This window comes from Klebsiella sp. 10-1 (assembly GCF_009758445.1).
GTDB classification, from domain to species: Bacteria; Pseudomonadota; Gammaproteobacteria; order Enterobacterales; family Enterobacteriaceae; genus Klebsiella; species Klebsiella scottii.
On sequence record NZ_WQRE01000004.1, the window covers coordinates 305,363 to 325,260 of the forward strand.

The window sequence follows — 19,898 nt, forward strand, 5'->3', positions numbered from 1 at the left end:
CACTATGTTTATAATGTCCGATCTGCGGCCTGCCTACAATAGCGCCTCTTATTATCAGGAGGTGGATATGTTCGGGCGTTCGGCCATAGTGCTGGTTACCGCATTACTGATGTTTCCGCAGATTGTGGAAACCATTTACAGTCCGGCGCTGACCGATATCAGCGTCCGTTTTGCCGTCAGCGCGCAGCAGGCGGCGCAAACCCTGGCGGTTTACTTTATCGGCTTTGCTCTCGGGGTTCTTTTTTGGGGGCGGGCGAGCGATCTGTACGGTCGGCGTCCGGCGCTGCTGGCGGGGATCGCGACGTACGCCCTCGGCTGCGCGATGGCGCTGGCGGTAACGGATTTCACCCTGCTGCTGCTGGCGCGGATCGTAGCGGCATTTGGCGCGGCGAGCGGATCGGTTGTCAGCCAGACGATACTGCGGGACCGTTTTAGCGGCCGCCGGCTCGCCGGCCTGTTTTCGCTTATCGGCCTGGCGCTGGCGGTGAGTCCGGCGGCAGGCGTCTGGATCGGCGGTTTACTTGCCGCCGGCTGGGGAGTGCGCGGCGTTTTCTTCGCCCTGGCACTGCTGGCCGGCGTCTTGCTGCTGCTGTGCCATTGGCTGCTGCCGGAGACGCGGCCGGCGCAGAGCGCGAAGACCGCGTTTGTGCCGGTGCTGCGCCGGATGGCGACGGACGGGCAGATTGGCCTGGCGGTCATCCTGATCGCGGCGTTCAACGTCAGCCTGTTCAGCTATTACAGCCTGGCGCCGTTTATCTTCGCGCAGCTGCGCCTGCCGGTCGCCGCGTTTGGCTACAGCGGTATTGCGCTGGCCAGCGGCTCCCTGGCCGGGGCGTTGCTGAATCGCCGGCTGCTACGCAGGGGCGTGACTCAGGGACGGATGCTGCTGCTCGCCTGCTGGCTCCATCTTATCGGCGGCGCGGCGGTGTACCTCTGGCGCGACTCGCTTTGGTTCCTGCTGCCGATGGCCGGCATCGCGCTGGCTTTCGCTATGGCGATCCCGCTGGTGCTCGGTTCGGCGCTCGGCGCCTACAGCGATTGTCGCGGCACCGCCGGGGCCATTTTGGGTCTCGCCTACTATCTGCTGATTGGCCTCGGGCTGGCGCTGGTCGGCTGGGGGCAATCGCTGGGAATGTCGCTGATGATCTGCGCCGCGGCCGGCGTCATCGCCGGTATCCGCTATTTACCCTGTTTCGCCGAAAACAGCGCGGGCGCCGCCCAGGGCACCCGCGTCGGCTAGTCCTCCTCCGCCAGCCGCTCGCCGCTGGCGGCATCGAAGAGGTGGATTTTCTCGCGTCGGGCGGCGAGATTCAGCGGCTGCTGGTGCCGGGCGTCGATACGTCCGGCAACCTGCACGTGCACCGGGAACCCCTGCCAGTCGAGATGCAGCAGGGTGGATTCCCCGGTAACCTCCATAATATTAACCGTCCCGGGCAGGCCGTCAGCGGCCGGCTGGATATCCTGCGGGCGCAGGCCGACGGTGACCGGCGCGCTTCCCTGCTGAGCCGCCGCCCGCTGCCAGCGTTCCGGCAGCGCCAGCCACAGTTCGCCGCAGCGCACGCCGGGAACTCCGTCGCGGCTGACGATCTCTCCCGCCAGCAGGTTCATCGGCGGCGAGCCGATAAAGCGGGCCACGAAGGTGTTGCAGGGGCGATCGTAAATCTCCAGCGGCGGCCCCTGCTGGACGATAAGGCCCTCGCGCATGACCACGATTTGGTCGGCCAGAGTCATAGCCTCAACCTGATCGTGGGTGACGTAAATCATGGTGGTTTTAAAGCGCTGGTGCAGCGATTTGATCTCCGCCCGCAGCTCCATGCGCAGCTGGGCGTCAAGGTTGGAGAGCGGTTCATCAAACAGGAAAACCTGCGGGTTGCGTACCATCGCCCGGCCCATCGCCACGCGCTGGCGCTGGCCGCCGGAAAGCGCGCGCGGGTAGCGGGCCAGCAGCTTATCGATCCCCAGCAGGCTGGCGATATGCTGGACTTTGCTTTTCTGCGTCTCTTTATCGACCTTTTTGACCTGCATATGGAAGGCGAGGTTTTCGGCCACCGTCAGGTGCGGGTAGAGCGCGTAGCTCTGAAAGACCATCGCCACGTCGCGGTCGGCGGGATCGAGATCGCCGATCGGCTGGCGGTTCATCAAAATTTCACCGGCGGAGAGGGCCTCAAGTCCGGCCAGCAGCCGCAGCAGGGTCGATTTCCCGCAGCCGGACGGCCCGACCAGCACCGTGAAGCTGCCGTCAGGAATGGTCAAATCCAGCGGCTGAAGCACCGTCTGTTTGCCGTAATGTTTGGCGACTTTTATCAGCTCAACGCTGGCCATCGGCGGTCTCCTCAATATGGTGTTGTAGGGTTCGCCAGTCAGGATAGTGGCGGGGAGAGGTGCTAATGGCGTGCGCGGCGACGGCGTTGCCCCAGCGCAGCGCCTGTGATGCCGGCTGGCCGTTTAACAACCCGGCGAGAAAGCCGGCGTTAAAGCTGTCGCCCGCGCCGATGGTGTCAATCACCTCGACCGGCTTCACCGGCGCGCGGTCGCCGCGCTCCGCGGTCCACCACCAGGCTCCCTCCGCGCCGCATTTGACGATGCAGCCGCCCCGGCCGCTGAGGCGCGACGCCAGGCTGCGGGCCGCCTGCGGCAGCTCGCTCATCGCGGCGAGGCCGAGGGTTTCGACTTCGTTGAGCAGCAGCCAGTCGCAATCGGCCAGCCACTGGTGCGCCGCTTCGCGCAGCGCCGGGTCCCAGCTTTGCGGCGGCCAGCCGGTATCCACGGCGACCTGAAAACCGCGCTGACGCAGCGCCCGCAGCAGCGCCGGATAGTGAGGCAGCAGGGCGGTGCACAAAAACGTCCCGCAGAGCAGCACGATATCGCCGGCCGTCGCCTGGTCGGGAAGCTGGGCGAGAACGTCGTCGGCGGAGAGGCGGGTAATATGCCCGTAGTTGCTGAGGAAAGAGCGCTCTTTATCGGGATGTGTTACCGCTACCGTCAGCGAGGTTTCGCAGGCGTACTGCGGCCAGCGCTCGGCGCTGCCCGGAAACTGGGCCGCCAGCCAGGCGGTAAAGGCGTCATCGCCCTGGCAGCCGATGGTGCGATGCGGGATCTGCATGGCGGCCAGCGCCAGGGCGCAGTTGCCCGCCGAGCCGCCGGGGCGCAGGGCGCTATGCTCCAGCATCACCTCCGTCCCCGGCAGAGGCCACTGCGCGAGGGTGCCCATAATCAAATCAATATTGTAATTGCCCGCGATATAGATCACGGGCGCGGCGAGCTTGTGCATAGTTATCCTTTACTTCCACCGTTAGTGAGGCCGCTGACCAGCGTTTTTTGTAACCAGATAGCGATAAACAGAGGCGGGACCGAGGCGAGAATACCGACGGCGGCCACCAGACCATCGTCGGTGGCGCGACCGGCGGTAAACCCGGCGATGGTGACCGGCAGCGTCTGGGCCGCGATATTGCTGGTAAACAGCAGCGAATAGAAAAACTCATCCCACGCCAGCAGCCAGCCAAACAGCGCCGAAGCGCCGAGCATCGGTTTCGCCAGCGGTATGGTGATGCGCAGCAGCACCTGCCACACCCGCAGCCCGTCGAGGCGCGCGGCCTGCTCAATATCCTGCGGCAGCGCGTCAAACTGGTTTTTCACCATCCAGGTGAGGAACGGCATAATCAGCGAGCAGTAAACCAGTACCAGCCCGCTGCGGGTATTGAGCAGGCCGAAATGTTCGAGAATAAAGTACAGCGGCAGGACGAAGGCCACCGGCGGCACCATATAAATACCCAGACCAGCGTACAGCCAGCCGTCGCGGCCCGGATAGCGAGAGAAGCTAAAGGCGGCGGGCACCGCCAGCGCCAGCGAGACCAGCGTCGCCCCGGCGGCGACCAGCAGGCTGTTGCGCAGCGCGGGTAAAAATAGCGCCCCCGGCTCGCCGGGCTGCAGGGAGAGCAGGCGGCCGTAGCGGCTAAAGTCCCACTGCCGCGGTAGCCACTCCAGCGGGACGCGGGTCAGATCGGCGGGGGTGCTGACGCTCATCAAAAATAGCCACAGCATCGGCGCCAGAATCGACAGGGCGACCAGCGCCGCTGCCAGATAGCGCAGGAGAGTACGGACTTTACGCTTCATATTCAGTGCTCCGGCGGCGCTGGCGCAGCAGCATAAACAGATACAGGGCGATCAGCAGAGCGCACATCAGGGTCATCAGAATGGCGTAGGCCGCGCCGCTGCCCGCCCGCAGATAGCTGAAGGACTCCTGATAGACGAAAAAGCTGAGGGTTTTGGTGCTGTCGAGCGGGCCGCCGCGGGTCATCACGTAGATGATATCGAACACCTTGAAGGCGTCGATGGTCCGCAGCACCAGCGCCACGCCCAGCGGGGCGGCGATGGCCGGGAAGGTGATGGCGCGAAAGCGCCGCCACGATCCGGCTCCGTCGAGGCGCGCCGCCTCGTACAGATCCTCAGGAATGGACTGCAGCGCCGCCAGCACCAGCAGCGTGACCAGCGGATAGTTTTTCCAGATATCCGCCAGCATCACCGCATTCAGCGCCGAGTCCGGCGACCCCAGCCAGCTGCGATAGCCGTCGATAATCCCCAGCTGGCTGAGCAGCGCGTTAATGCTGCCGTAGTCCGGGTTAAAGTTAAGCCGCCACATCATCGCGTTGACGATGGTCGGCAGCGCCCAGGGCAGTATCACCAGCACCCGCAGGATATTCCGTCCGACAAAGCGCTGATTGAGCAACAGCGCGACCAGCACGCCGATAACGCCTTCAATGGCGACGGAGACCACGGTAAAATAGAGCGTACGGGCAAAGGCGGCGCGAAAATCCGGGTCGGTCAGGGCATAGAGATAGTTCTCCAGCCAGACGTAGTTCGTCGCCTCACCGTTTCCCACCAGCGCGGTATCGGTAAAACTTAGCCACAGGGTGCGCGCCAGCGGCCAGGCCGTCAGCAGGAACATCGCCACCAGCATGGGCGCCAGCAGCACCCATGCCTGACGACGCTCGCGTTGTTGCAAACTCAGCATCAAAAGTCCTTAACGCAGGCGGGCCGCGCTTTTATCCACGGTCTGCATGGCGACTTCCGGGGTTTCTTTACCCTGAAGCACCGCCTGAAGCTGCTGCTGCAGGGTGTTGGAGAGCCGCGAATAGTCGGCGGTTTCCGGGCGCGACAGCATGACGTTCAGCGATTTGTCCGCGGCGACGATCAGGCTCTCCTGGCCCTGAGCGACCGCCGGGTCGTGGTAGGAGGATTTCCACACCGGCAGGCTGAGTTTGGCGTATTTATCCTGCACCGGCTGCGAGGTCAGGTAGTGGATATACTGCCACGCCTGCTCCGGGTGCTGGCTGGCTTTAGCAATGCCTAAGCCCATCGAGCCGTTGACGGCGCCGGCTTTATCCGGGGTATCGCCGGGGGCAGGAATAATGCCGACGTCGCCGGCGACTTTACTCTGTTTCGGGTCGTTGGCCATGTTGTACATATAGGTCCAGTTCAGCGCGAACGCCGCATCGCCGTTGGAGAAGGCTTTACGGACATCCTCTTCGAGATATTCGCGCGAGGCGGGGTTGGTCAGGCCGTCGTCCAGCGATTTCTTCATCAGCGTAACCGCTTTCAGCGAAGCCGGCGTGGAGAAGTCGAGCTTGCCGTCCTGGTAGAACTTACCGCCGAAGCCGGAGACGAGGGTGGTGTAGTCGCAGACCAGCGCTTCCGCCTGGGACCAGCTCCACACCAGCGGGTATTTCACCACGCCTTTATCTTTAAGAATTTTGGCGTCGTCCAGCACCTGTTGCCAGGTGGTCGGCACCTGCTTGATGCCGGCTTTTTCGAGCATGGCTTTGTTGTAGTAGAGATACTTGGTGTCGAGGATCCACGGCATCCCGAGGGTTTTGCCTTTGTAGACCACGGTATTCATTGCGCCAGGGAACACCTTTTCCCGCTCGTCGGCGGGGATCCGCGCCGAGACGTCCTGCAGCAGATCGAAGCGGCTAAACTCCGCCGGCCAGATGGCATCGAAGAGCACCACGTCATAGCCGTTACCGCCGGCACCGCGCGCCGCGACGATCTTGTCATGCAGCGCTTCATAGGGGACGAACTCAAGGTTGATTTTAATATCCGGATTTTGCTTTTCGAAGTCGGCGGTCATCGCACGAATATCGTTTTCGCTGTACGCCGCCTGGGTCATAAACAGGGCGTTGACCTGGGTGGCGGCCGCGGCCGCGCTACCGCTGATGACGAGCATAGCCAACAGACCGGCCTTCACCCGAAGTGTGCTGTGGTATTTCATGTGGCTCTCCGCTGTACTGAGAAAAAGGGGTTATGATTTATTAAATCAATTTGATTGATTTAATCGGGGCGACAATACAGCCGCAAGGTCATTCGTGGCCCTTGGCATAAGCGTAGCAAAGCCTGTGCCATGCGAAAGTCCGCCCGAGAATGTCGTTGCGGGATTTGTGACGGCGGCTAGAATTGCAGCATCAGGCGCCTGGGAAAGGCAAGGAAGGGAAAGGATGAAAACATCGGGAACAAACCTTGAGCACGCGCGGGTGCACAACCGGCGGGTGGTGATTGAAGCCGTGCGCCTGCATGGCAAATTAACCCGCGCGGAGCTGGCGCGCTTGACCGCGTTGACCCCGCAAACGGTCTCTAATATTGTCGCCGAGCTGCAGCAGATGGAGATCCTCACCAGCCACGCGCCGCGGCGGGCGGCGGGGCGCGGCCAGCCCGCGGTGCCGGTGAGCCTCAACCCTTCCAGCGCGTGGTCAATCGGCATTCATCTCGATCATCAAACGCTGATCGTGGTGCTGGTGGATCTCACCGGCGAGATCCATTTTCGCCGGCTCATTTTGGTGCAAAAGCCCCAGCCTGGTGCCACCTTTGCCCGCATTGGCGAAGTTATACAGGAGCTGCGTATGCTGCCGGGGCTCGACTGGGGCCGGGTGCTGGGAATTGGCGTGGTGATGCCCGGGCCCTTTGGCGTAGAGGGGATCTCCTCCACCGGGCCGACGACTCTGAACGGCTGGGAAGGCGTGGACGTCGAATCTGAACTGGCGCGGCTTAGCGGCCTGCCGGTCACCCTCGAAAACGACGCGACGGTGGCGGCCATCGGCGAGCGTTTTCACGGCGTTGCCCGCCATCTGAACTCCTTTGTCTATCTCTATATCGGTACCGGGCTGGGTGCCGGTATTTTTACCGACGGACATATTTATACCGGACATGCGCACAACGCCGGGGAGGTCGGGCATATCGTCGTCCAGCCGGGCGGCCGGACGTGCTACTGCGGCAATCAGGGCTGCCTTGAGCGCTATGTTTCGCTGCAGGCGGCCTACGAGTTCTGCGGCCTTGACCCCTATCGGGCGCTGCCAGAAGACCTGCTGGCGGTGGATGAAGCGCTGTTCGACCGCTGGATTGACAGCGCGCTGCCGCCGCTGCGCCAGGCGATCAATCTGCTGGAGTGCGTCTTTGATGCCGAAACGGTGGTGGTGGGCGGGACGATGCCGGCGCCGCTGCTGGAAAAAGTGCTGGCGCGCCTGCCGCCGCTGTATCAGTCGGTGCGCGGGCGCTACCTGACGGGGATGCGGGTGAAAATGGGGATGACCGGCACCGATACCGCCGCGCTCGGCGCCGCCGCGTTGCCTATTTTCGATGAGTTTAACCCGCAGTTCCAGGCGCTGATGAAGTAGCCCGGCGGCCGCTATCGTGGCCGTCGGGACTAAGGCAGGGGATTGAGCAGGGCCTGCGCCGTCAGCTCGTCGGTGACTAGTGGAGCCCGGCTGCCCGCAGGCTCAGGGACTCGTCGCCGTCGGGAAGAGAGCTTAATTTCATCTTCTCAGGCTTTTGACAGCTGCAGACGATGGATCTGCAGTACCGCCTTCGCCGCTTCCTGGCCCTTTTTCACGAAGTGCTCGCGATAAAAATCGATAAATTCGGCGGCGGGCTGGAAGTTGTGCGGCGTCAGAGAGACCGAGAACATCGGCACTTCCGTCGCCAGCTGCGCCTGCATCAGACCGCTGACCACGGCCTGGGCCACGAAGTCATGGCGATAGATCCCGCCGTCAACCACCAGCGCGGCGCAGACGATGGCATCATAGTTGCCGCTTTTCGCCAGCCGCTGGGCCAGCAGCGGCATTTCAAACGCCCCGGGGACATCCCAGCTATCGACAGCGTATTCTGCCTGCTGACGATCCAGCTCCTGGCGGAAACCGGTCTCGGCCTGGCTGACGATTTCCGCGTGCCAGTTGGCTTTGATAAAGGCGACTCTTAACGATGGCATGACACACTCCTGTTAAACGGTCGGCATCAGGCGATGCGGACCCAATCATTTAGACCTGCAGATCCTCGACTCCGCTATCGATGTCGGGGCCGAAAAGGCCACGCTTTCAGCGATATCGGCGACAACCTGGCTATCGGTCGGTTCGCGTTCTTTAAAACTGAGCTCAAGGCAGATCTCGTTATCCTCGGCGCCGCCGCGTATGAGCGCGCCGGGCAGCGGTTCGGGTTGGATCCGTCCGTTAACATTATACTGTAATGTAAACGGTCGATGCCCGCCTTTATCCAACATGCTTTGTTTAATATGGATAATCGGCGAGTCGCGGGGGACGGTTTCGGCCCAGGCATAGGGGTCATAGTCGCGCGGGTCGGGGAGGTGACGTCTCCGCGGTCAATATCCGCCATCATCCGCATCGGCAGCGCCCTGCAAGCGCTTCGCCAAGCTCGCGGTTCTGGCAAAGCTAAGTGATTTAAATACTTTGTTATTCTCCGTGTTATCTCACATCTTCGAAGGATAAAAGATAACGCGGAAACGGTATTTGCAGTAATGGCAAAAAAAACGTCTGTCTATTTGCACCCCCAGCAGCGCGACCTGATTCACCAGCTTTCACGCAGCCGCCTATGGCGCAGTGAACTTCCGACCTGGCTCCTGATTATCACCATCTACGGCGGCTGGTTCGCCACCCTCGCGTACTGGCAAACCCTGGGGCTGTTGCCGGCGACGCTGCTGCTGATCTGGTTTAGCGCCTGGTATATGTCTTTACAGCATGAGCTGATACACGGCCATCCGACGCGCTGGCCGCGGCTGAACCAGCTGCTGGGCATCCTGCCGCTGGCGGTGTGGTATCCCTACGGCCTGTACCGGGATTCGCATCTCGCGCACCACGATAATCACCATCTCACGATACCGGTCGATGATCCCGAATCCTACTATTTTACCGCCGAGAGCTGGCGGCGTTTCGCGCCCTGGCAGCGCAAGGTGATTCATCTGCGCAACACCTTTATCGGACGGCTGCTGCTGGCGCCGCTGCTGGATATTGCGCAAACGCTCGTCAGCGCATGGCGCGCTTTTCGCCTGCGTCAGAAGGCGGCGATGGCGATGTGGACTACGCACGGCCTGCTGCTGGCCGGCCTGTTTGCGCTGATGGCGCGCGTTGATTTTTCGCCACTCTATTTTGTCGCCGTCGTCAGCTATCCGGCGCTGGCGCTCACCAAGGTTCGCTCCTTCCTTGAGCATCGGGCCGCCGACGATCCGCTGGCGCGCTCGGTGATTAATGAAGCGGGGCTGCCGTGGCGCGTGCTGTTTCTTAACCTGAACTATCATTCAGTCCATCACGACCTGCCGGGGGTTCCCTGGTACGGATTGCGTAAACTTTATCTGCTCGAACGGGAGAACTACCGGCAGCGTAACCACGGATTTCTGGTGCGCGGCTATGGCGAATGGCTGCGGCGCTTTTTGTTCCGTGCGGTAGAGGTGAACGCCCATCCCGGCGTTAAAAAGCAGAGCGGCGCGGGGGAGAACCATGAGTAACGTTGTCGATTTTCCCATGTATGCGGTTAATCATGAAGAGACGCGGGCGCTGTGGCTGGCGTTGCGCGAGATCCTCGCGGCCCGCGGGGTGGCGGTGGAGGACCTGCCGACGCGATGGCCCCGGGATGAGCTGCTGAACCACTGGCGCGATCCGCAGCTGCTGCTGAGCCAGACCTGCGGCTATCCGCTGGTGACCCTGCTCCCGGAGGTGCAGATCGTCGGCTGTTTTCACTACGCGGCGGCGGGGTGTGAAGGCGTGAACTACCGCAGCCTGCTGGTGAGCCAGGCTGTGAATCAGCATCGGACGCTGGCGGATTTTCGCCAGCGGCGGGCGGTCTGCAATTCGCCAGATTCGCAGTCCGGCTACAATGCGCTGCGGAACATGGTGGCTCCGCTGGCCGAGAGCGGCCGGTTTTTTTCCGCCGTGCGCTGGAGCGGCAGCCACCGCCAGTCGCTGATTGAATTACAGCAGGGAACCGCCGATATTGCGGCAATTGACTGCGTCAGCTGGGCGCTGCTGCAGCGCCACGAACCGGCGCTGCTTGCCGGTCTGTGCGTTATCGGACGCAGCCCGTCGGCGCCGGGGCTGCCGCTGATAAGCAGCAAGGATACGCCGCCGGCGACGATTGCGCTCTTACGCGAGGCGCTGCATCAGCTGGTTAGCGGGGCGCAGTATCGGGATATTTGCGAGGCGCAGCTGATCGACGATTTTAGCGTCGTGACGCGCCAGCCGTATGCGCAGCTGCTGGCGTGGCGCGCCGAGGCGGCGACAAGGGGCGTGACCCGGCTGTAAGTTTGTGAAGGAGGCCGGGCCTCCTTCGGCGCGGGCTAGCGCGGATCGGCCGCAGCAAAGCGGTTTTCCGCCGCCGGTAGCCCGAGCTTCTCCCGCAGCGTGCCCGGCGGGTAGCTGGTGCGCATCGCGCCGTTACGCTGCAGAATCGGCACCACCTGGTCGACAAAGCGATCGAAATCCCCCGGCAGCAGCGGGAACATCAGGTTAAATCCGTCCGCCGCTCCGGCGCGCCAGGTGGCGGTCAGCGCGTCGGCGACCTCCTCCGCGCTGCCGATCAGCAGCCAGCTGTCAGAGCTTTGCAGCAGCAGGCGGCCCAGCTGCAGAACGGTCAGGCTGGGATCGTAGTGGCGGATAAGCCGCAGCGCGGTGCGGATGCCGTCAAACGTCTCCTCGTCCGGCAGCGGCGGCAGGGGTTGGTCCGGCGAGTGGGCGCTTAAATCCATCCGCAGATAGGATGAGAGCAGATCTATCGCCATCTGGTCGCTCATCAAACGCTCGTTCAGCCGCTGGCGCTCCTCCTTCTCGGCGTCGGAATTGACCACCACGGGCAGAACGCCGGCGATGATTTTAAAGTGCGCCGGATCGCGCCCGTAGTCCCGCAGCCGCTGATTCATCTCCTGACGATAGGCCAGCCCCTCGGCAATGGATTGAATAAATACGAAGTGCATATCTGACCACGCCGCGGCGAGGTTTTTCCCCGCCTCGGAAGATCCCGCCTGGACCAGCACCGGATGACCCTGCGGCGGGCGCGGGACGTTGAGCGGCCCGCGAACGTTAAAGAACTCACCGCGATAGTTGAGGTGGTGCACCTTCGGCGCGTCGGCAAACAGGCCGCTCGCTTTGTCATACAGCACGGCATCGTCCTCCCAGGAGTCCCAAAGCCGGGTGACGACATCGATAAACTCCCCGGCGCGCTGGTAGCGGTTGCCGTGCTGCGGAAGCTGGTCGAGGCCGAAGTTCGCCGCTTCCTCTTCCAGCCACGAGGTGACCACGTTCCAGCTCGCCCGGCCGTTGCTGAGGAAGTCCAGCGAGGCGAAATAGCGGGCAAGGTTGTAAGGCTCGTTGTAGGAGGTGGAGGCGGTGCCCATCAGGCCAATATGTTCGGTCACGGCGGCGAGGGCGGCGAGCAGGGTAATGGGCTCCAGGCGCGCGTTCGCGTAGTGGGTTAAGCCGCTGGGTACCGTATCCCAGATGGCGATGTGATCGGCGATGAAAATGGCGTCAAGGGTGGCGGCCTCGGCCTTCTTCGCCAGCTCCGCGTAGTAGCCGAGGGTGAAAATTTCTTTGCCCGGCGCCTGCGGATGGCGCCATGAGAACCGGTAATCCCCCTGCGGATTAAAGAAAAACAGGTTCAGAATCATATGATTTTCAGACATTTTGCGGCTCGTTTCCTGTCATTGCCGATCCCTGGCATGGAGAGATTAGTGGCTTGCCAGATGGGTATTAACCCACTGTTCGGCAACCGCTGCCGGGTCTTTATGCTGCAGATCGACCTGCTGATTGAGCTCAATCAGAGCGGCGTTATTCAGCTTGCCGGATACCTCGTTCAGCACCTTGCTCACCGTCGGCGTCAGGCTGGCTTTACGCACCAGCGGCACCACGTTCTGGCTCGGCTGCTCGTGCTTATCGTCGGCCAGCACCACCCAGTCCTCTTTCGCCAGGTTGCCCTGGGTGGAGATAACCGTCGCGACGTCGATTTTGCCGGAGTTGAGCGCCAGGCGGGTCAGCGGCCCGCCCATATCAAGAGACTTTACCGCCTTAAATTCGATTCCATAGACGCGCTTAAGGCCCGGCAGGCCGAGCGCGCGTACCGCCAGCTCCGGCGGCCCGCCGATCGTCAGCTCATGAGCGATGGGCTGCAGATCGGAAAGCTTACTCAAACCGTATTTTTTCGCCGTGTCGGCGCGAACGGCCCATGCGGTAATCGAGGTTGCCGGCGAAGGCGTCAGCAGCGCGAAGTCGGCGGGCAGGGCTTTAGCAAGCTCGGCGCTGACATCGCTCTGGCTGGTGGCCAGGGTTTTACCGTCGTAATAGTTAAGCAGGGCGCCAAGATACTCCGGCACAATATCAATTTCGCCGCTCTTTAATGCCGGAATAATAATCTCGCGGTTGCCGAGATTAAGCCGCGTGCTGACCTCAATATTATTTTTCTTCAGCGCGCTGGCATAAATATTAGCGAGAATAGAGCTCTCGGTGAAATTAGCGCCGCCAATCGTGACGCTTTCCGCTAATGAGCTAAAGCTTAAGCTGAGTAAACCGACGGCTAACAGGGACAGGCGAAAACGGCGATGATGAAAAGGGAAAGCTAATATATTCTGCATAGTGCCTCGCTAAGTGTATAAATATCCGTGATGCGTTAAGCCACGGGTACGCTGCGGCCCGGTTGAAATATTCGGGACGCCGCTACGGGTGATAAAAAATTAATACTCCGGGGTGCTGACGGTATGGGTGAAGCGCCGGTCAATGAATGAAAAGAGCAGCTCGCTGCCGATGGCCAGCAGCGATACCACCAGCGAGCCGGCGATCACCTGGGGAATATCGCGCTGGCCGAGTCCGTCGATCAGAAAGCGGCCGAGGCCGCCGAGCCCGGCATAGGCCGCGACGACGGCGGTGGCGATCAGCTGTACCAGCGCCGTGCGCATCCCGGCGAAAATAAGCGGCGCGGCCAGCGGGATCCGCAGTTGCCAAAGGCTTTGCAGCGGCGTCATGCCCAGCGCTTTCGCCGCATCGCATAGCTGGCGGTCGGCATGATAGATCCCGACCCAGGCGTTGGTGAGAATCGGCGGAACGGACATGGCGACCAGCGCGGCGAATAGCGGAATATCGTTAAAGCCAAATAAAAGAATGCACAGTAAAATTAATCCTAGCGCCGGAATAGCCCTGCCGATATTAAATAAGTTAATGATTATAAAGGCGCCTTTTCGCCAGTAGCCAAGAGCGATCCCCGTGGGCAGGGCAATGGCCGAGGCGATCAGCATGCTCAGCGTAACGTAATAAATATGCTCCCGCAGGCGCACCAGGATACCGCTGTCGGTGAGCCAGTGTTCGGGCTGTAAAAACCAGCCCAGCGTTGCCTGTATGATGTCCATCAGCGTGCCCAGGGCGTAATCCAATAGCCAACGCGGGCTATCAGAGAGTCAAATAACAGCGACAGCGCGAGGCTCAACGCCAGGCTGACAATGACAGGAGTGATAAAATCCTGGTTAAACCCCGCCAGCAGCAGCTGCCCCAGCCCGCCCTGGCCAATGAGCGCGGTCACCGTCACCAGACCAACGAGGGTAACTGAGGCAATGCGCAGACCGGCAAAAAGCGACGGCGCCAGCAGATGCAGCTCAATATCGAAAAAACGATAGCCGCGGGTGTAGCCCAGCGCGCGGGCCGACTCCAGCACCGCCGCCGGCAGCTTCTCGATGCCGGCAAGGGTGTTGCGCAGCAGGATCAGCAGGGAATAGAGCGTCAGGCCGATGACTGAGGTGGTCAGCGACAGGCCGGTAAACGGCAGCAGTAAAATGAACAGCGCCAGCGAGGGGATCGTAAACAGGACCCCGCAGAGATAGAGCAGTGGCTGTGCGGCCTTCGGCCAGCGCAGGGTCAGGATAATCAGTAATCCCGTCAGCAGGGTGCCAAAAAACAGCGAGATAACCACCAGCTGCGTATGCTGCCACAGCAGCGCACCAATCATCATCCGGTTGTCGACGATCCACTGCCAGTCAACCATAACGACGAATTTCCACCAGACCATCCAGCACGTGCTGGAGCAACGAGTGCGAAATGGCGCCCTGATATTTTCCGCTGCTGTCGACATGCACCAGCACGCCGCCCGGCGCATCCAGCAGGGCGCTGTAGGCAAAACGCAGGCTATGCAGCGCGGCCAGCGGCTGGGTGACAGGCAGCGAGATTCGCCTGTGCGGGTCGAACCACTGCAGCGGGCGCTGGTGCTTATCGAGGATCAGCTGCAGCGAGCTGCTGAGCGTCGGGTGGCTGCTGGCGATAGGCGTATATTGCTCATCGACCAGCGCCACGTCATGGCGCGGAAGCTGGCCTACCTGAATCATGCCCAGCCGCTTGAGGTTGGGCTCGGGGCCAATAAAGCGGCGGACAAACTCGCTGGCCGGGTGCGATAAAATATGGTCAGGGGAGGCAAACTGCGCCAGCACGCCGCCCTCCTCGAAAATGGCAATTCTGTCGCCCAGGCGGATGGCCTCGTTAATATCGTGCGTCACCAGCACGATCGTTTTATGCAGGCGCTGCTGGAGCAGCAGAAGCTCGTCCTGGAGGCGCTCGCGCACCAGCGGGTCGATAGCGGCAAAGGGCTCATCCATCAGCAGCACCGGCGGGTCGGCCGCGAGCGCCCGGGCGATGGCGACGCGTCCCTGCTGCCCGCCGGAAAGCTGGTGCGGATAGCGCTCAAGGAGCAGGCGGTCCAGCGACATTAAATCGACCAGCTCGGCAATGCGCGCGCGGATCTGCGTTTTGCTCCAGCCGAGCAGACGCGGCACCGTAGCGATATTTTGCGCCACCGTGCGGTGCGGAAATAACGCCGCGCTCTGCATCACAAAGCCAATTTTGCGGCGCAGCTGGATAATATCGCTATCGGCTATTTTTACTCCCTGAACGTAGACGTGACCGGAGTCCGGTTTATCGAGCTGATTAATCATCCGTAATAGGGTGGTTTTACCGCAGCCGCTGGGGCCAACGAAGGTGCACAGTTCGCCGCTATTAATCGTCAGGTTAAGATTGCTAATTGCCGCATGCGCGCTGCCGGGGTAGGTCTTATGGATATTTTCGAGTTTAATCATGTGCCGCCGTCGCGCCCTGAAGTTTATTTCATGGAAAGCATGAATAAACTACAAGCTACAGAGGCGGTGATTAACGAGCAAATATGATATTTGCATTTGCAATGCCGCTATTTGAATTTAACGCGTTGGGTAAAACTGATAATGAAAAGGCCACGCGGAGCGTGGCCGAGGAGCAGAATTAAAGCAGCAGGTAGCTCAGTGCGGAAAAAGCGACCATCCCCGCAATCACCGTGGCAAACAGACTACGGGTGAGTACACCGGCCACCGTCGCGGCGGCGGCGGCCAGCAGCGAAATACTGATGCCCGAACCGCTCAGCGCCGGTTTGCCGAGCAGCTCCGCGGCGATAATTGCCGCCATAATGGCTGACGGAATAAAGCTCAGCCACTGCTGGAGAACCGGCGCCAGGCGAAATCGCGAAAGCAGTAACACAGGTACCGTGCGCATCAGCGCGGTGACCAGCGCGGAGGCGAGAATGGCAAGGATGATATTTCGTTCCATCTTATTTTTCCCCTTTAGACGACAGGCGCAGCCCGACCGTCGCCAGCGTTGCCGCGACCGATGCCGCCACGATGACCACCACGCTCATATCGGTGTGCCCGGCGGTGAACAGCGTGATGACCACCGCCGTCGCAATGCTGAAGGCCTCCAGCGCCTTGCGTCGGCTGGCAAACCAGATCATCAGCACCAGCCCGATAAACATCGACACCAGGCTGAAGCTCAGCCCCTCCATCAGCGACGGCGGAAGGGCGGAGGCTAATCCTGCGCCCACCACGCAGGCGAGGATCCAGTTCAGCCACGCGGCGACGTTAAGCCCGAGCATCCACGCGTAGGGCACTTTGTTGTGCGCGCTGCCGCGCTGGACCGCGACGCCGAAGGTTTCGTCGGTCAGCAGCAGCCCGCTGATAATTTTTTGCCCGGTGCTGTATTCCCGAAAGAATACGCTCATGGCGGAGCTCATCAGCAGATAGCGGAGGTTCACCAGCAGCACGCTCAGCACCACCGAGGCGACTTCGGCGCCCGTGGCCCACAGCGAATAAAACAGGAACTGGGCGGAGCCCGCGTACAGCGCGCTCGCCAGTAAAGCCGTCTGCGCGGTGGTGAACCCGGATAATGTGCCGATCGCTCCGGCGGCAAACCCAATGCTCCAGTAGCCGGGAATTGTGGGCAGGCAGGCGATAATGCCCGCGCGAAACTCCGCCGCTGCCTCATCCCTGGGCGAGGTCTTCTTATTCATCAACATCAAATAGTCCCGAATTGTGCATCACTGAATGATAATCTTAAGAAATCCCGAGGATCGCTATAGTAAAATCCTGCTCATTGATTGAAATAGCAATATTGCGCAATAAAAAGGGTACCGGCATGGTGAAAGAGATGCGGGATGATATCAAGCTCTGGCGGGACAGCGAGCTTCACGGCGGGATGGAGATCCTCCGCGCCTCCTGCTACGAGCACAGCTATCCGCCGCACTTTCATAATGAATATGTGATCGCCGCTTTCGCCCGCGGGGCCCAGCGCACGCGCATCTGCCGGGAGCGCGGTATCGCGGCGGCGGGGACGGTGATGGTGATCATGCCCGGCGAAGTGCACACCGGCGAAGCGGTACAGCGCGATGAAGGCTGGGATTACTGCGCATTTTATCCTTCGGCGCAGCTGATTGATGAGGTGGCCGCAACGGTACTCACCGGCACCGGCGAGGTCCATTTTGGCGGCGAAGGGATGCGGCACGATCCGCTGATGGCCCGCAGCATGCTGCAGGCCTCCGCCGTGCTTGGCGCCAGCCGCGACCCGCTGGAAAAAGAGTGCCTGATGTACCAGGTGCTGAATATGCTGGTGGGGCGCTATGCCGGACGCAGCGCCCGCGGCGGCCGACGGGACGCGATCCGCGCCGATATTCGGCGCGCCATCGAGTTTTTACACTGTGCTTATCAGCAGCCGCTGGCGGTTAAGGAGATTGCCGAGGTTGCCGGGCTGAGCGAGTTCCATTTTATGCGCACCTTCCAGGCGCAGACCGGGCTATCGGTCCACCAGTACCTGACGCAGCTGCGCCTGGTCAGAGCCAAAGGGCTGCTGGCGAAAGGCTTCGGCGCCGCGCAGGTGGCGACGGACGTCGGATTTTACGATCAAAGCCACCTGATTAAATACTTCCGCCTGCATTTCGGCATCACGCCCGGCGCCTTTGCGACCTCATCGATATAGGCCACCTGTCAGACTCTCCCCGGCAAAGCGAATGATTTTGCGTATGCAACTAACATATCCGCATTTGCGCGACGGCGCCGATCGGTTATTTATTGCGGCTGGCATTCCCTGCAGGAGGCATTGATGGAGATTAACTCTGTTTACCGGATCGCCGCCGGACTGGAGCAGGTCTGGCGCTCGCGGGTATTGGGAACGGTAGGCAATAGCGCAATAAAGGTCATAAAAATGGGCGGCGAGGGTATCGCCCCCGAAGCGCATGCTGATTTCGACGAACTGCTGCTGGTGCTGGAAGGGGAGCTTCCGCTGGTTATTGACGGCACGCGGTTCAACCTCGCTGCCGGCGATTACTGCTTTGTGCCGAAGGGCGCCGTGCACCACGTACCGACCGGGAGTTTCGGTACGCTGCTGCTGGTTGATATCTGGGACGCGCCCCTGTCTTAATCGCTGCCGACCGGGCAGGTTTCAGAACGGGCTGGCGCTGCTGGCGTTGATAAACTCTCCGCTGACCGGGTGAGTAAAACGCAGCTCGCTGGCGTGCAGCATCAGGCGCGGCGTGCTCTCGGTGCCCGGCAGCAGCAGGCCGCCGTAGAGATCGCAGCCTAGAATAGGGTGACCTGCAAGCTGACAGTGAATGCGCAGCTGATGGGTACGCCCGGTTTCCGGGGTCAGCTGCACCCGGGTCAGCGGCAGCTGAGTCCCGTCTTCCCGCAGGCGATACAGGCGCTCAAGCACCCGATAGCGGGAGCGGGCCGGCTTGCCGCGGGTGGCGCAAATGGTCATCAGCGGAAACAGCGCCGGGTCTTTCGCGATGGGGGCGTCTATCACGCCTTCATCATCGGCCAGGTGCCCGCACAGCAGCGCGCTGTAGACCTTGCTCACCGCGCGCTGGCTAAACTGCTGGCAAAGGGCAGCGTTGATGGCCTTGCTGCGGGCGATCACCATCACTCCGGAAGTCCCGAAATCGAGACGATGAACCAGGGTACAGCCGGGGAAAGTCTGGACTAACCGATGGTGCACCGAGTCGAGATTGCGCGGGTTTTTGCCCGAGAGGCTGAGCAGGCCGGCGGGTTTAGCGATCAGCAGCAGATGATCGTCCTGATAGAGGATCTCAATCTCTGCATGACACGGCGGGGCAATAAAGGTATCAACGATCGTGGACATCGGGCGGCACGCCTGGAAAAGGGGATGCGGATGATAGCGAATTTTCAGTCAGCTGGCGAATTCGTTATTTAACCGGCAATTCGCGCAAATCGCCGATTATGCTCCTCAGGCGTGCGGGGCGTTTCGGGATTTAATATGCTGCCAGAAGCGCTCGGCCGATTGGTTCAGCCGCGAGCCGGAACGATACATATATGCCCCGATCGGCAGCGAGAGGGTGGCGTCCATAATAGCCAGGCGGCCCTCATCGAGCTCGCGCTGGATAGAGTATTGCGGCAGCCAGCCCACGCCGTCGCCGTTGAGGATCATGCGTTTAAGCAGTTCACTCATCGAAGAGACGAAGGTTAGCGAGAAGGTGATCCCCGGCGTGCGGTCGATAACCTGATTGACCTGGCGCCCCATATAGCTATCGTTGGCATACCTCATCAGCGGCAAGACGCCGCGGTGCAGATGAAAGAGCGGCCTGCCGCTATCATCGCAGGGCGAAACAAGATGTACCGAGGAGTCAAATATTTTGTGGTTAATAAACGGATAGTTCATTAACTCCTCATTATAAAACGACAGAATAAAGTCGCTTTTGCCTTCCTTGAGGTTAAATACGGCCTCGTTAACGTTAATCGATTCTACATGGAAGGTTTTATTTTTTATGTCGGTGTAGCCGGCAATTAATTCCGGAAGTACCAAAACTGAGAGCGACGGAGCGGCATCGATTCTTATTTTCTGGGTGGTATTATTTAGCCCCTTAATGCGGCTAATCTGAAAATCCATGTCGTCCAGCATATTTCGCGCATAGCCGACGAAGATCTTTCCGCGGGTGGTGAGCTGCAGCGGGTTAACCCCGCGGTCGAAAATGCTGAAGCCCAGCGACGCTTCAAGCGCCTGAATCCTGCGGCTGAAGGAGGACTGCGATATATTTCTGGTTTTAGCCGCAAGAGTAAAGCTTCTGGACTCCTCCAGAGCAATGACATCGTACAGCCACTTCACTTCAAGATTCGCCAGCACGGACCCGTTCCTTACGCTGTATTTAATGCTATGCAATTTTAGCATAACGCATAGAAACTATGCAATTAACATAACCAATCACAGGTGTTAACATTTTTCTCAGATTTAGCGTATTCCTTAGTTGTAAATACGAGTATTAGTAAAGTACAGGCGATACCCTACGAGCAC

21 protein-coding genes and 1 pseudogene are annotated in these 19,898 nt (G+C 60.7%); 6 read left to right on the forward strand and 16 right to left on the reverse strand.

Going from position 1 to position 19,898, the window contains the following annotated elements; all coding sequences use genetic code 11:
- Positions 1-67 precede the first annotated feature (67 nt).
- A complete protein-coding gene (locus tag GO007_RS16995; RefSeq protein ID WP_095101891.1) occupies positions 68-1,240 on the forward strand; it encodes an MFS transporter in 1,173 nt (390 codons plus the stop codon).
- Here the strand turns inward: GO007_RS16995 and GO007_RS17000 are convergent.
- The 5 genes from GO007_RS17000 to GO007_RS17020 are packed head-to-tail and all read right to left on the reverse strand — an operon-like array spanning position 1,237 to position 6,268.
- The gene (locus GO007_RS17000; protein ID WP_095101893.1) at positions 1,237-2,322 is read right to left on the reverse strand and encodes an ABC transporter ATP-binding protein; all 1,086 of its coding nucleotides are present in this window, start codon (positions 2,320-2,322) and stop codon (positions 1,237-1,239) included. The two genes, GO007_RS16995 and GO007_RS17000, sit on opposite strands and share 4 nt — an antisense overlap.
- Positions 2,309-3,271, reverse strand: a complete 963-nt coding sequence (locus tag GO007_RS17005) for a carbohydrate kinase family protein (protein WP_095101898.1) — start codon at positions 3,269-3,271, stop codon at positions 2,309-2,311. The genes GO007_RS17000 and GO007_RS17005 overlap by 14 nt, the downstream gene beginning before the upstream one ends.
- Before the next feature lie 2 nt (positions 3,272-3,273).
- A complete protein-coding gene (locus GO007_RS17010) occupies positions 3,274-4,113 on the reverse strand; it encodes a carbohydrate ABC transporter permease (RefSeq protein ID WP_095101900.1) in 840 nt (279 codons plus the stop codon).
- A complete protein-coding gene (locus GO007_RS17015) occupies positions 4,103-5,011 on the reverse strand; it encodes a carbohydrate ABC transporter permease (RefSeq protein WP_095101902.1) in 909 nt (302 codons plus the stop codon). Before GO007_RS17015 ends, GO007_RS17010 begins: the two co-directional genes overlap by 11 nt.
- A gap of 9 nt (positions 5,012-5,020) precedes the next feature.
- Positions 5,021-6,268, reverse strand: coding sequence for an extracellular solute-binding protein (locus GO007_RS17020; protein ID WP_095101904.1), 1,248 nt, complete (start codon positions 6,266-6,268; stop codon positions 5,021-5,023).
- A gap of 223 nt (positions 6,269-6,491) precedes the next feature.
- Between GO007_RS17020 and GO007_RS17025 the strand changes: the two genes are divergently transcribed.
- Positions 6,492-7,664 (forward strand): ROK family transcriptional regulator, encoded by a 1,173-nt coding sequence (locus tag GO007_RS17025; RefSeq protein ID WP_095101906.1) that lies wholly within the window; start codon positions 6,492-6,494, stop codon positions 7,662-7,664.
- Positions 7,665-7,810: 146 nt separating this feature from the next.
- Here the strand turns inward: GO007_RS17025 and GO007_RS17030 are convergent, their stop codons facing one another.
- Both GO007_RS17030 and GO007_RS29600 read right to left on the reverse strand, forming a co-directional pair.
- Complete coding sequence (locus GO007_RS17030) at positions 7,811-8,254, reverse strand: 6,7-dimethyl-8-ribityllumazine synthase (protein WP_095101908.1); 444 nt, start codon at positions 8,252-8,254, stop codon at positions 7,811-7,813.
- A 49-nt stretch (positions 8,255-8,303) separates the two neighbouring features.
- Positions 8,304-8,673: pseudogene (locus GO007_RS29600) on the reverse strand (aminotransferase); the annotation flags it as partial.
- Positions 8,674-8,797: 124 nt separating this feature from the next.
- Between GO007_RS29600 and GO007_RS17040 the strand changes: the two are divergent.
- Together GO007_RS17040 and GO007_RS17045 are read left to right on the forward strand one after the other, a co-directional pair.
- On the forward strand, positions 8,798-9,781 hold the full coding sequence (locus GO007_RS17040) for a fatty acid desaturase (RefSeq protein WP_095101910.1): 984 nt from the start codon (positions 8,798-8,800) through the stop codon (positions 9,779-9,781).
- Positions 9,774-10,574 (forward strand): phosphate/phosphite/phosphonate ABC transporter substrate-binding protein, encoded by an 801-nt coding sequence (locus tag GO007_RS17045; protein ID WP_095101912.1) that lies wholly within the window; start codon positions 9,774-9,776, stop codon positions 10,572-10,574. Before GO007_RS17040 ends, GO007_RS17045 begins: the two co-directional genes overlap by 8 nt.
- 35 nt (positions 10,575-10,609) lie before the next feature.
- Here GO007_RS17045 and GO007_RS17050 read toward each other — a convergent pair whose 3' ends face one another.
- From GO007_RS17050 to GO007_RS17080, 7 genes are all read right to left on the reverse strand, one after another.
- On the reverse strand, positions 10,610-11,950 hold the full coding sequence (locus GO007_RS17050; protein WP_095101913.1) for an NtaA/DmoA family FMN-dependent monooxygenase: 1,341 nt from the start codon (positions 11,948-11,950) through the stop codon (positions 10,610-10,612).
- A 45-nt stretch (positions 11,951-11,995) separates the two neighbouring features.
- Positions 11,996-12,895, reverse strand: a complete 900-nt coding sequence (locus GO007_RS17055; RefSeq protein ID WP_095101915.1) for an ABC transporter substrate-binding protein — start codon at positions 12,893-12,895, stop codon at positions 11,996-11,998.
- Positions 12,896-12,994: 99 nt separating this feature from the next.
- Entirely contained in the window at positions 12,995-13,663 is a 669-nt protein-coding gene (locus GO007_RS17060) for an ABC transporter permease (RefSeq protein ID WP_095101917.1), read from the reverse strand.
- Entirely contained in the window at positions 13,663-14,292 is a 630-nt protein-coding gene (locus GO007_RS17065; RefSeq protein ID WP_095101919.1) for an ABC transporter permease, read from the reverse strand. Before GO007_RS17065 ends, GO007_RS17060 begins: the two co-directional genes overlap by 1 nt.
- Complete coding sequence (locus tag GO007_RS17070; RefSeq protein WP_095101921.1) at positions 14,285-15,373, reverse strand: ABC transporter ATP-binding protein; 1,089 nt, start codon at positions 15,371-15,373, stop codon at positions 14,285-14,287. Before GO007_RS17070 ends, GO007_RS17065 begins: the two co-directional genes overlap by 8 nt.
- 178 nt (positions 15,374-15,551) lie before the next feature.
- A complete protein-coding gene (locus tag GO007_RS17075; RefSeq protein WP_095101923.1) occupies positions 15,552-15,872 on the reverse strand; it encodes an AzlD domain-containing protein in 321 nt (106 codons plus the stop codon).
- Between the two features lies 1 nt (position 15,873).
- Positions 15,874-16,614: an AzlC family ABC transporter permease gene (locus GO007_RS17080; protein WP_095101925.1), complete on the reverse strand. Its 741-nt coding sequence runs from the start codon at positions 16,612-16,614 to the stop codon at positions 15,874-15,876.
- Between the two features lie 131 nt (positions 16,615-16,745).
- Here GO007_RS17080 and GO007_RS17085 point away from each other — a divergent pair, with 131 nt between their 5' ends.
- Both GO007_RS17085 and GO007_RS17090 read left to right on the forward strand, forming a co-directional pair.
- Positions 16,746-17,570: a helix-turn-helix transcriptional regulator gene (locus tag GO007_RS17085; RefSeq protein WP_095102282.1), complete on the forward strand. Its 825-nt coding sequence runs from the start codon at positions 16,746-16,748 to the stop codon at positions 17,568-17,570.
- Positions 17,571-17,693: 123 nt separating this feature from the next.
- Complete coding sequence (locus tag GO007_RS17090; RefSeq protein ID WP_095101927.1) at positions 17,694-18,011, forward strand: cupin domain-containing protein; 318 nt, start codon at positions 17,694-17,696, stop codon at positions 18,009-18,011.
- Between the two features lie 21 nt (positions 18,012-18,032).
- On the opposite strand, the gene GO007_RS17095 is transcribed toward GO007_RS17090, so the two are convergent.
- A complete protein-coding gene (locus GO007_RS17095; RefSeq protein ID WP_095101929.1) occupies positions 18,033-18,731 on the reverse strand; it encodes an RluA family pseudouridine synthase in 699 nt (232 codons plus the stop codon).
- Between the two features lie 105 nt (positions 18,732-18,836).
- Entirely contained in the window at positions 18,837-19,730 is an 894-nt protein-coding gene (locus GO007_RS17100) for a LysR substrate-binding domain-containing protein (RefSeq protein WP_095101931.1), read from the reverse strand.
- Positions 19,731-19,898 lie beyond the last annotated feature (168 nt).

Excerpts from the sequence above, each read along its gene's own strand:
- GO007_RS16995 (WP_095101891.1), top strand. The coding sequence starts at position 68 with ATGTTCGGGCGTTCGGCCATAGTGCTGGTTACCGCATTACTGATGTTT.
- GO007_RS17000 (WP_095101893.1), bottom strand. The coding sequence starts at position 2,322 with ATGGCCAGCGTTGAGCTGATAAAAGTCGCCAAACATTACGGCAAACAG.
- GO007_RS17005 (WP_095101898.1), bottom strand. The coding sequence starts at position 3,271 with ATGCACAAGCTCGCCGCGCCCGTGATCTATATCGCGGGCAATTACAAT.
- GO007_RS17010 (WP_095101900.1), bottom strand. The coding sequence starts at position 4,113 with ATGAAGCGTAAAGTCCGTACTCTCCTGCGCTATCTGGCAGCGGCGCTG.
- GO007_RS17015 (WP_095101902.1), bottom strand. The coding sequence starts at position 5,011 with ATGCTGAGTTTGCAACAACGCGAGCGTCGTCAGGCATGGGTGCTGCTG.
- GO007_RS17020 (WP_095101904.1), bottom strand. The coding sequence starts at position 6,268 with ATGAAATACCACAGCACACTTCGGGTGAAGGCCGGTCTGTTGGCTATG.
- GO007_RS17025 (WP_095101906.1), top strand. The coding sequence starts at position 6,492 with ATGAAAACATCGGGAACAAACCTTGAGCACGCGCGGGTGCACAACCGG.
- GO007_RS17030 (WP_095101908.1), bottom strand. The coding sequence starts at position 8,254 with ATGCCATCGTTAAGAGTCGCCTTTATCAAAGCCAACTGGCACGCGGAA.
- GO007_RS17040 (WP_095101910.1), top strand. The coding sequence starts at position 8,798 with ATGGCAAAAAAAACGTCTGTCTATTTGCACCCCCAGCAGCGCGACCTG.
- GO007_RS17045 (WP_095101912.1), top strand. The coding sequence starts at position 9,774 with ATGAGTAACGTTGTCGATTTTCCCATGTATGCGGTTAATCATGAAGAG.
- GO007_RS17050 (WP_095101913.1), bottom strand. The coding sequence starts at position 11,950 with ATGTCTGAAAATCATATGATTCTGAACCTGTTTTTCTTTAATCCGCAG.
- GO007_RS17055 (WP_095101915.1), bottom strand. The coding sequence starts at position 12,895 with ATGCAGAATATATTAGCTTTCCCTTTTCATCATCGCCGTTTTCGCCTG.
- GO007_RS17060 (WP_095101917.1), bottom strand. The coding sequence starts at position 13,663 with ATGGACATCATACAGGCAACGCTGGGCTGGTTTTTACAGCCCGAACAC.
- GO007_RS17065 (WP_095101919.1), bottom strand. The coding sequence starts at position 14,292 with ATGGTTGACTGGCAGTGGATCGTCGACAACCGGATGATGATTGGTGCG.
- GO007_RS17070 (WP_095101921.1), bottom strand. The coding sequence starts at position 15,373 with ATGATTAAACTCGAAAATATCCATAAGACCTACCCCGGCAGCGCGCAT.
- GO007_RS17075 (WP_095101923.1), bottom strand. The coding sequence starts at position 15,872 with ATGGAACGAAATATCATCCTTGCCATTCTCGCCTCCGCGCTGGTCACC.
- GO007_RS17080 (WP_095101925.1), bottom strand. The coding sequence starts at position 16,614 with ATGTTGATGAATAAGAAGACCTCGCCCAGGGATGAGGCAGCGGCGGAG.
- GO007_RS17085 (WP_095102282.1), top strand. The coding sequence starts at position 16,746 with ATGCGGGATGATATCAAGCTCTGGCGGGACAGCGAGCTTCACGGCGGG.
- GO007_RS17090 (WP_095101927.1), top strand. The coding sequence starts at position 17,694 with ATGGAGATTAACTCTGTTTACCGGATCGCCGCCGGACTGGAGCAGGTC.
- GO007_RS17095 (WP_095101929.1), bottom strand. The coding sequence starts at position 18,731 with ATGTCCACGATCGTTGATACCTTTATTGCCCCGCCGTGTCATGCAGAG.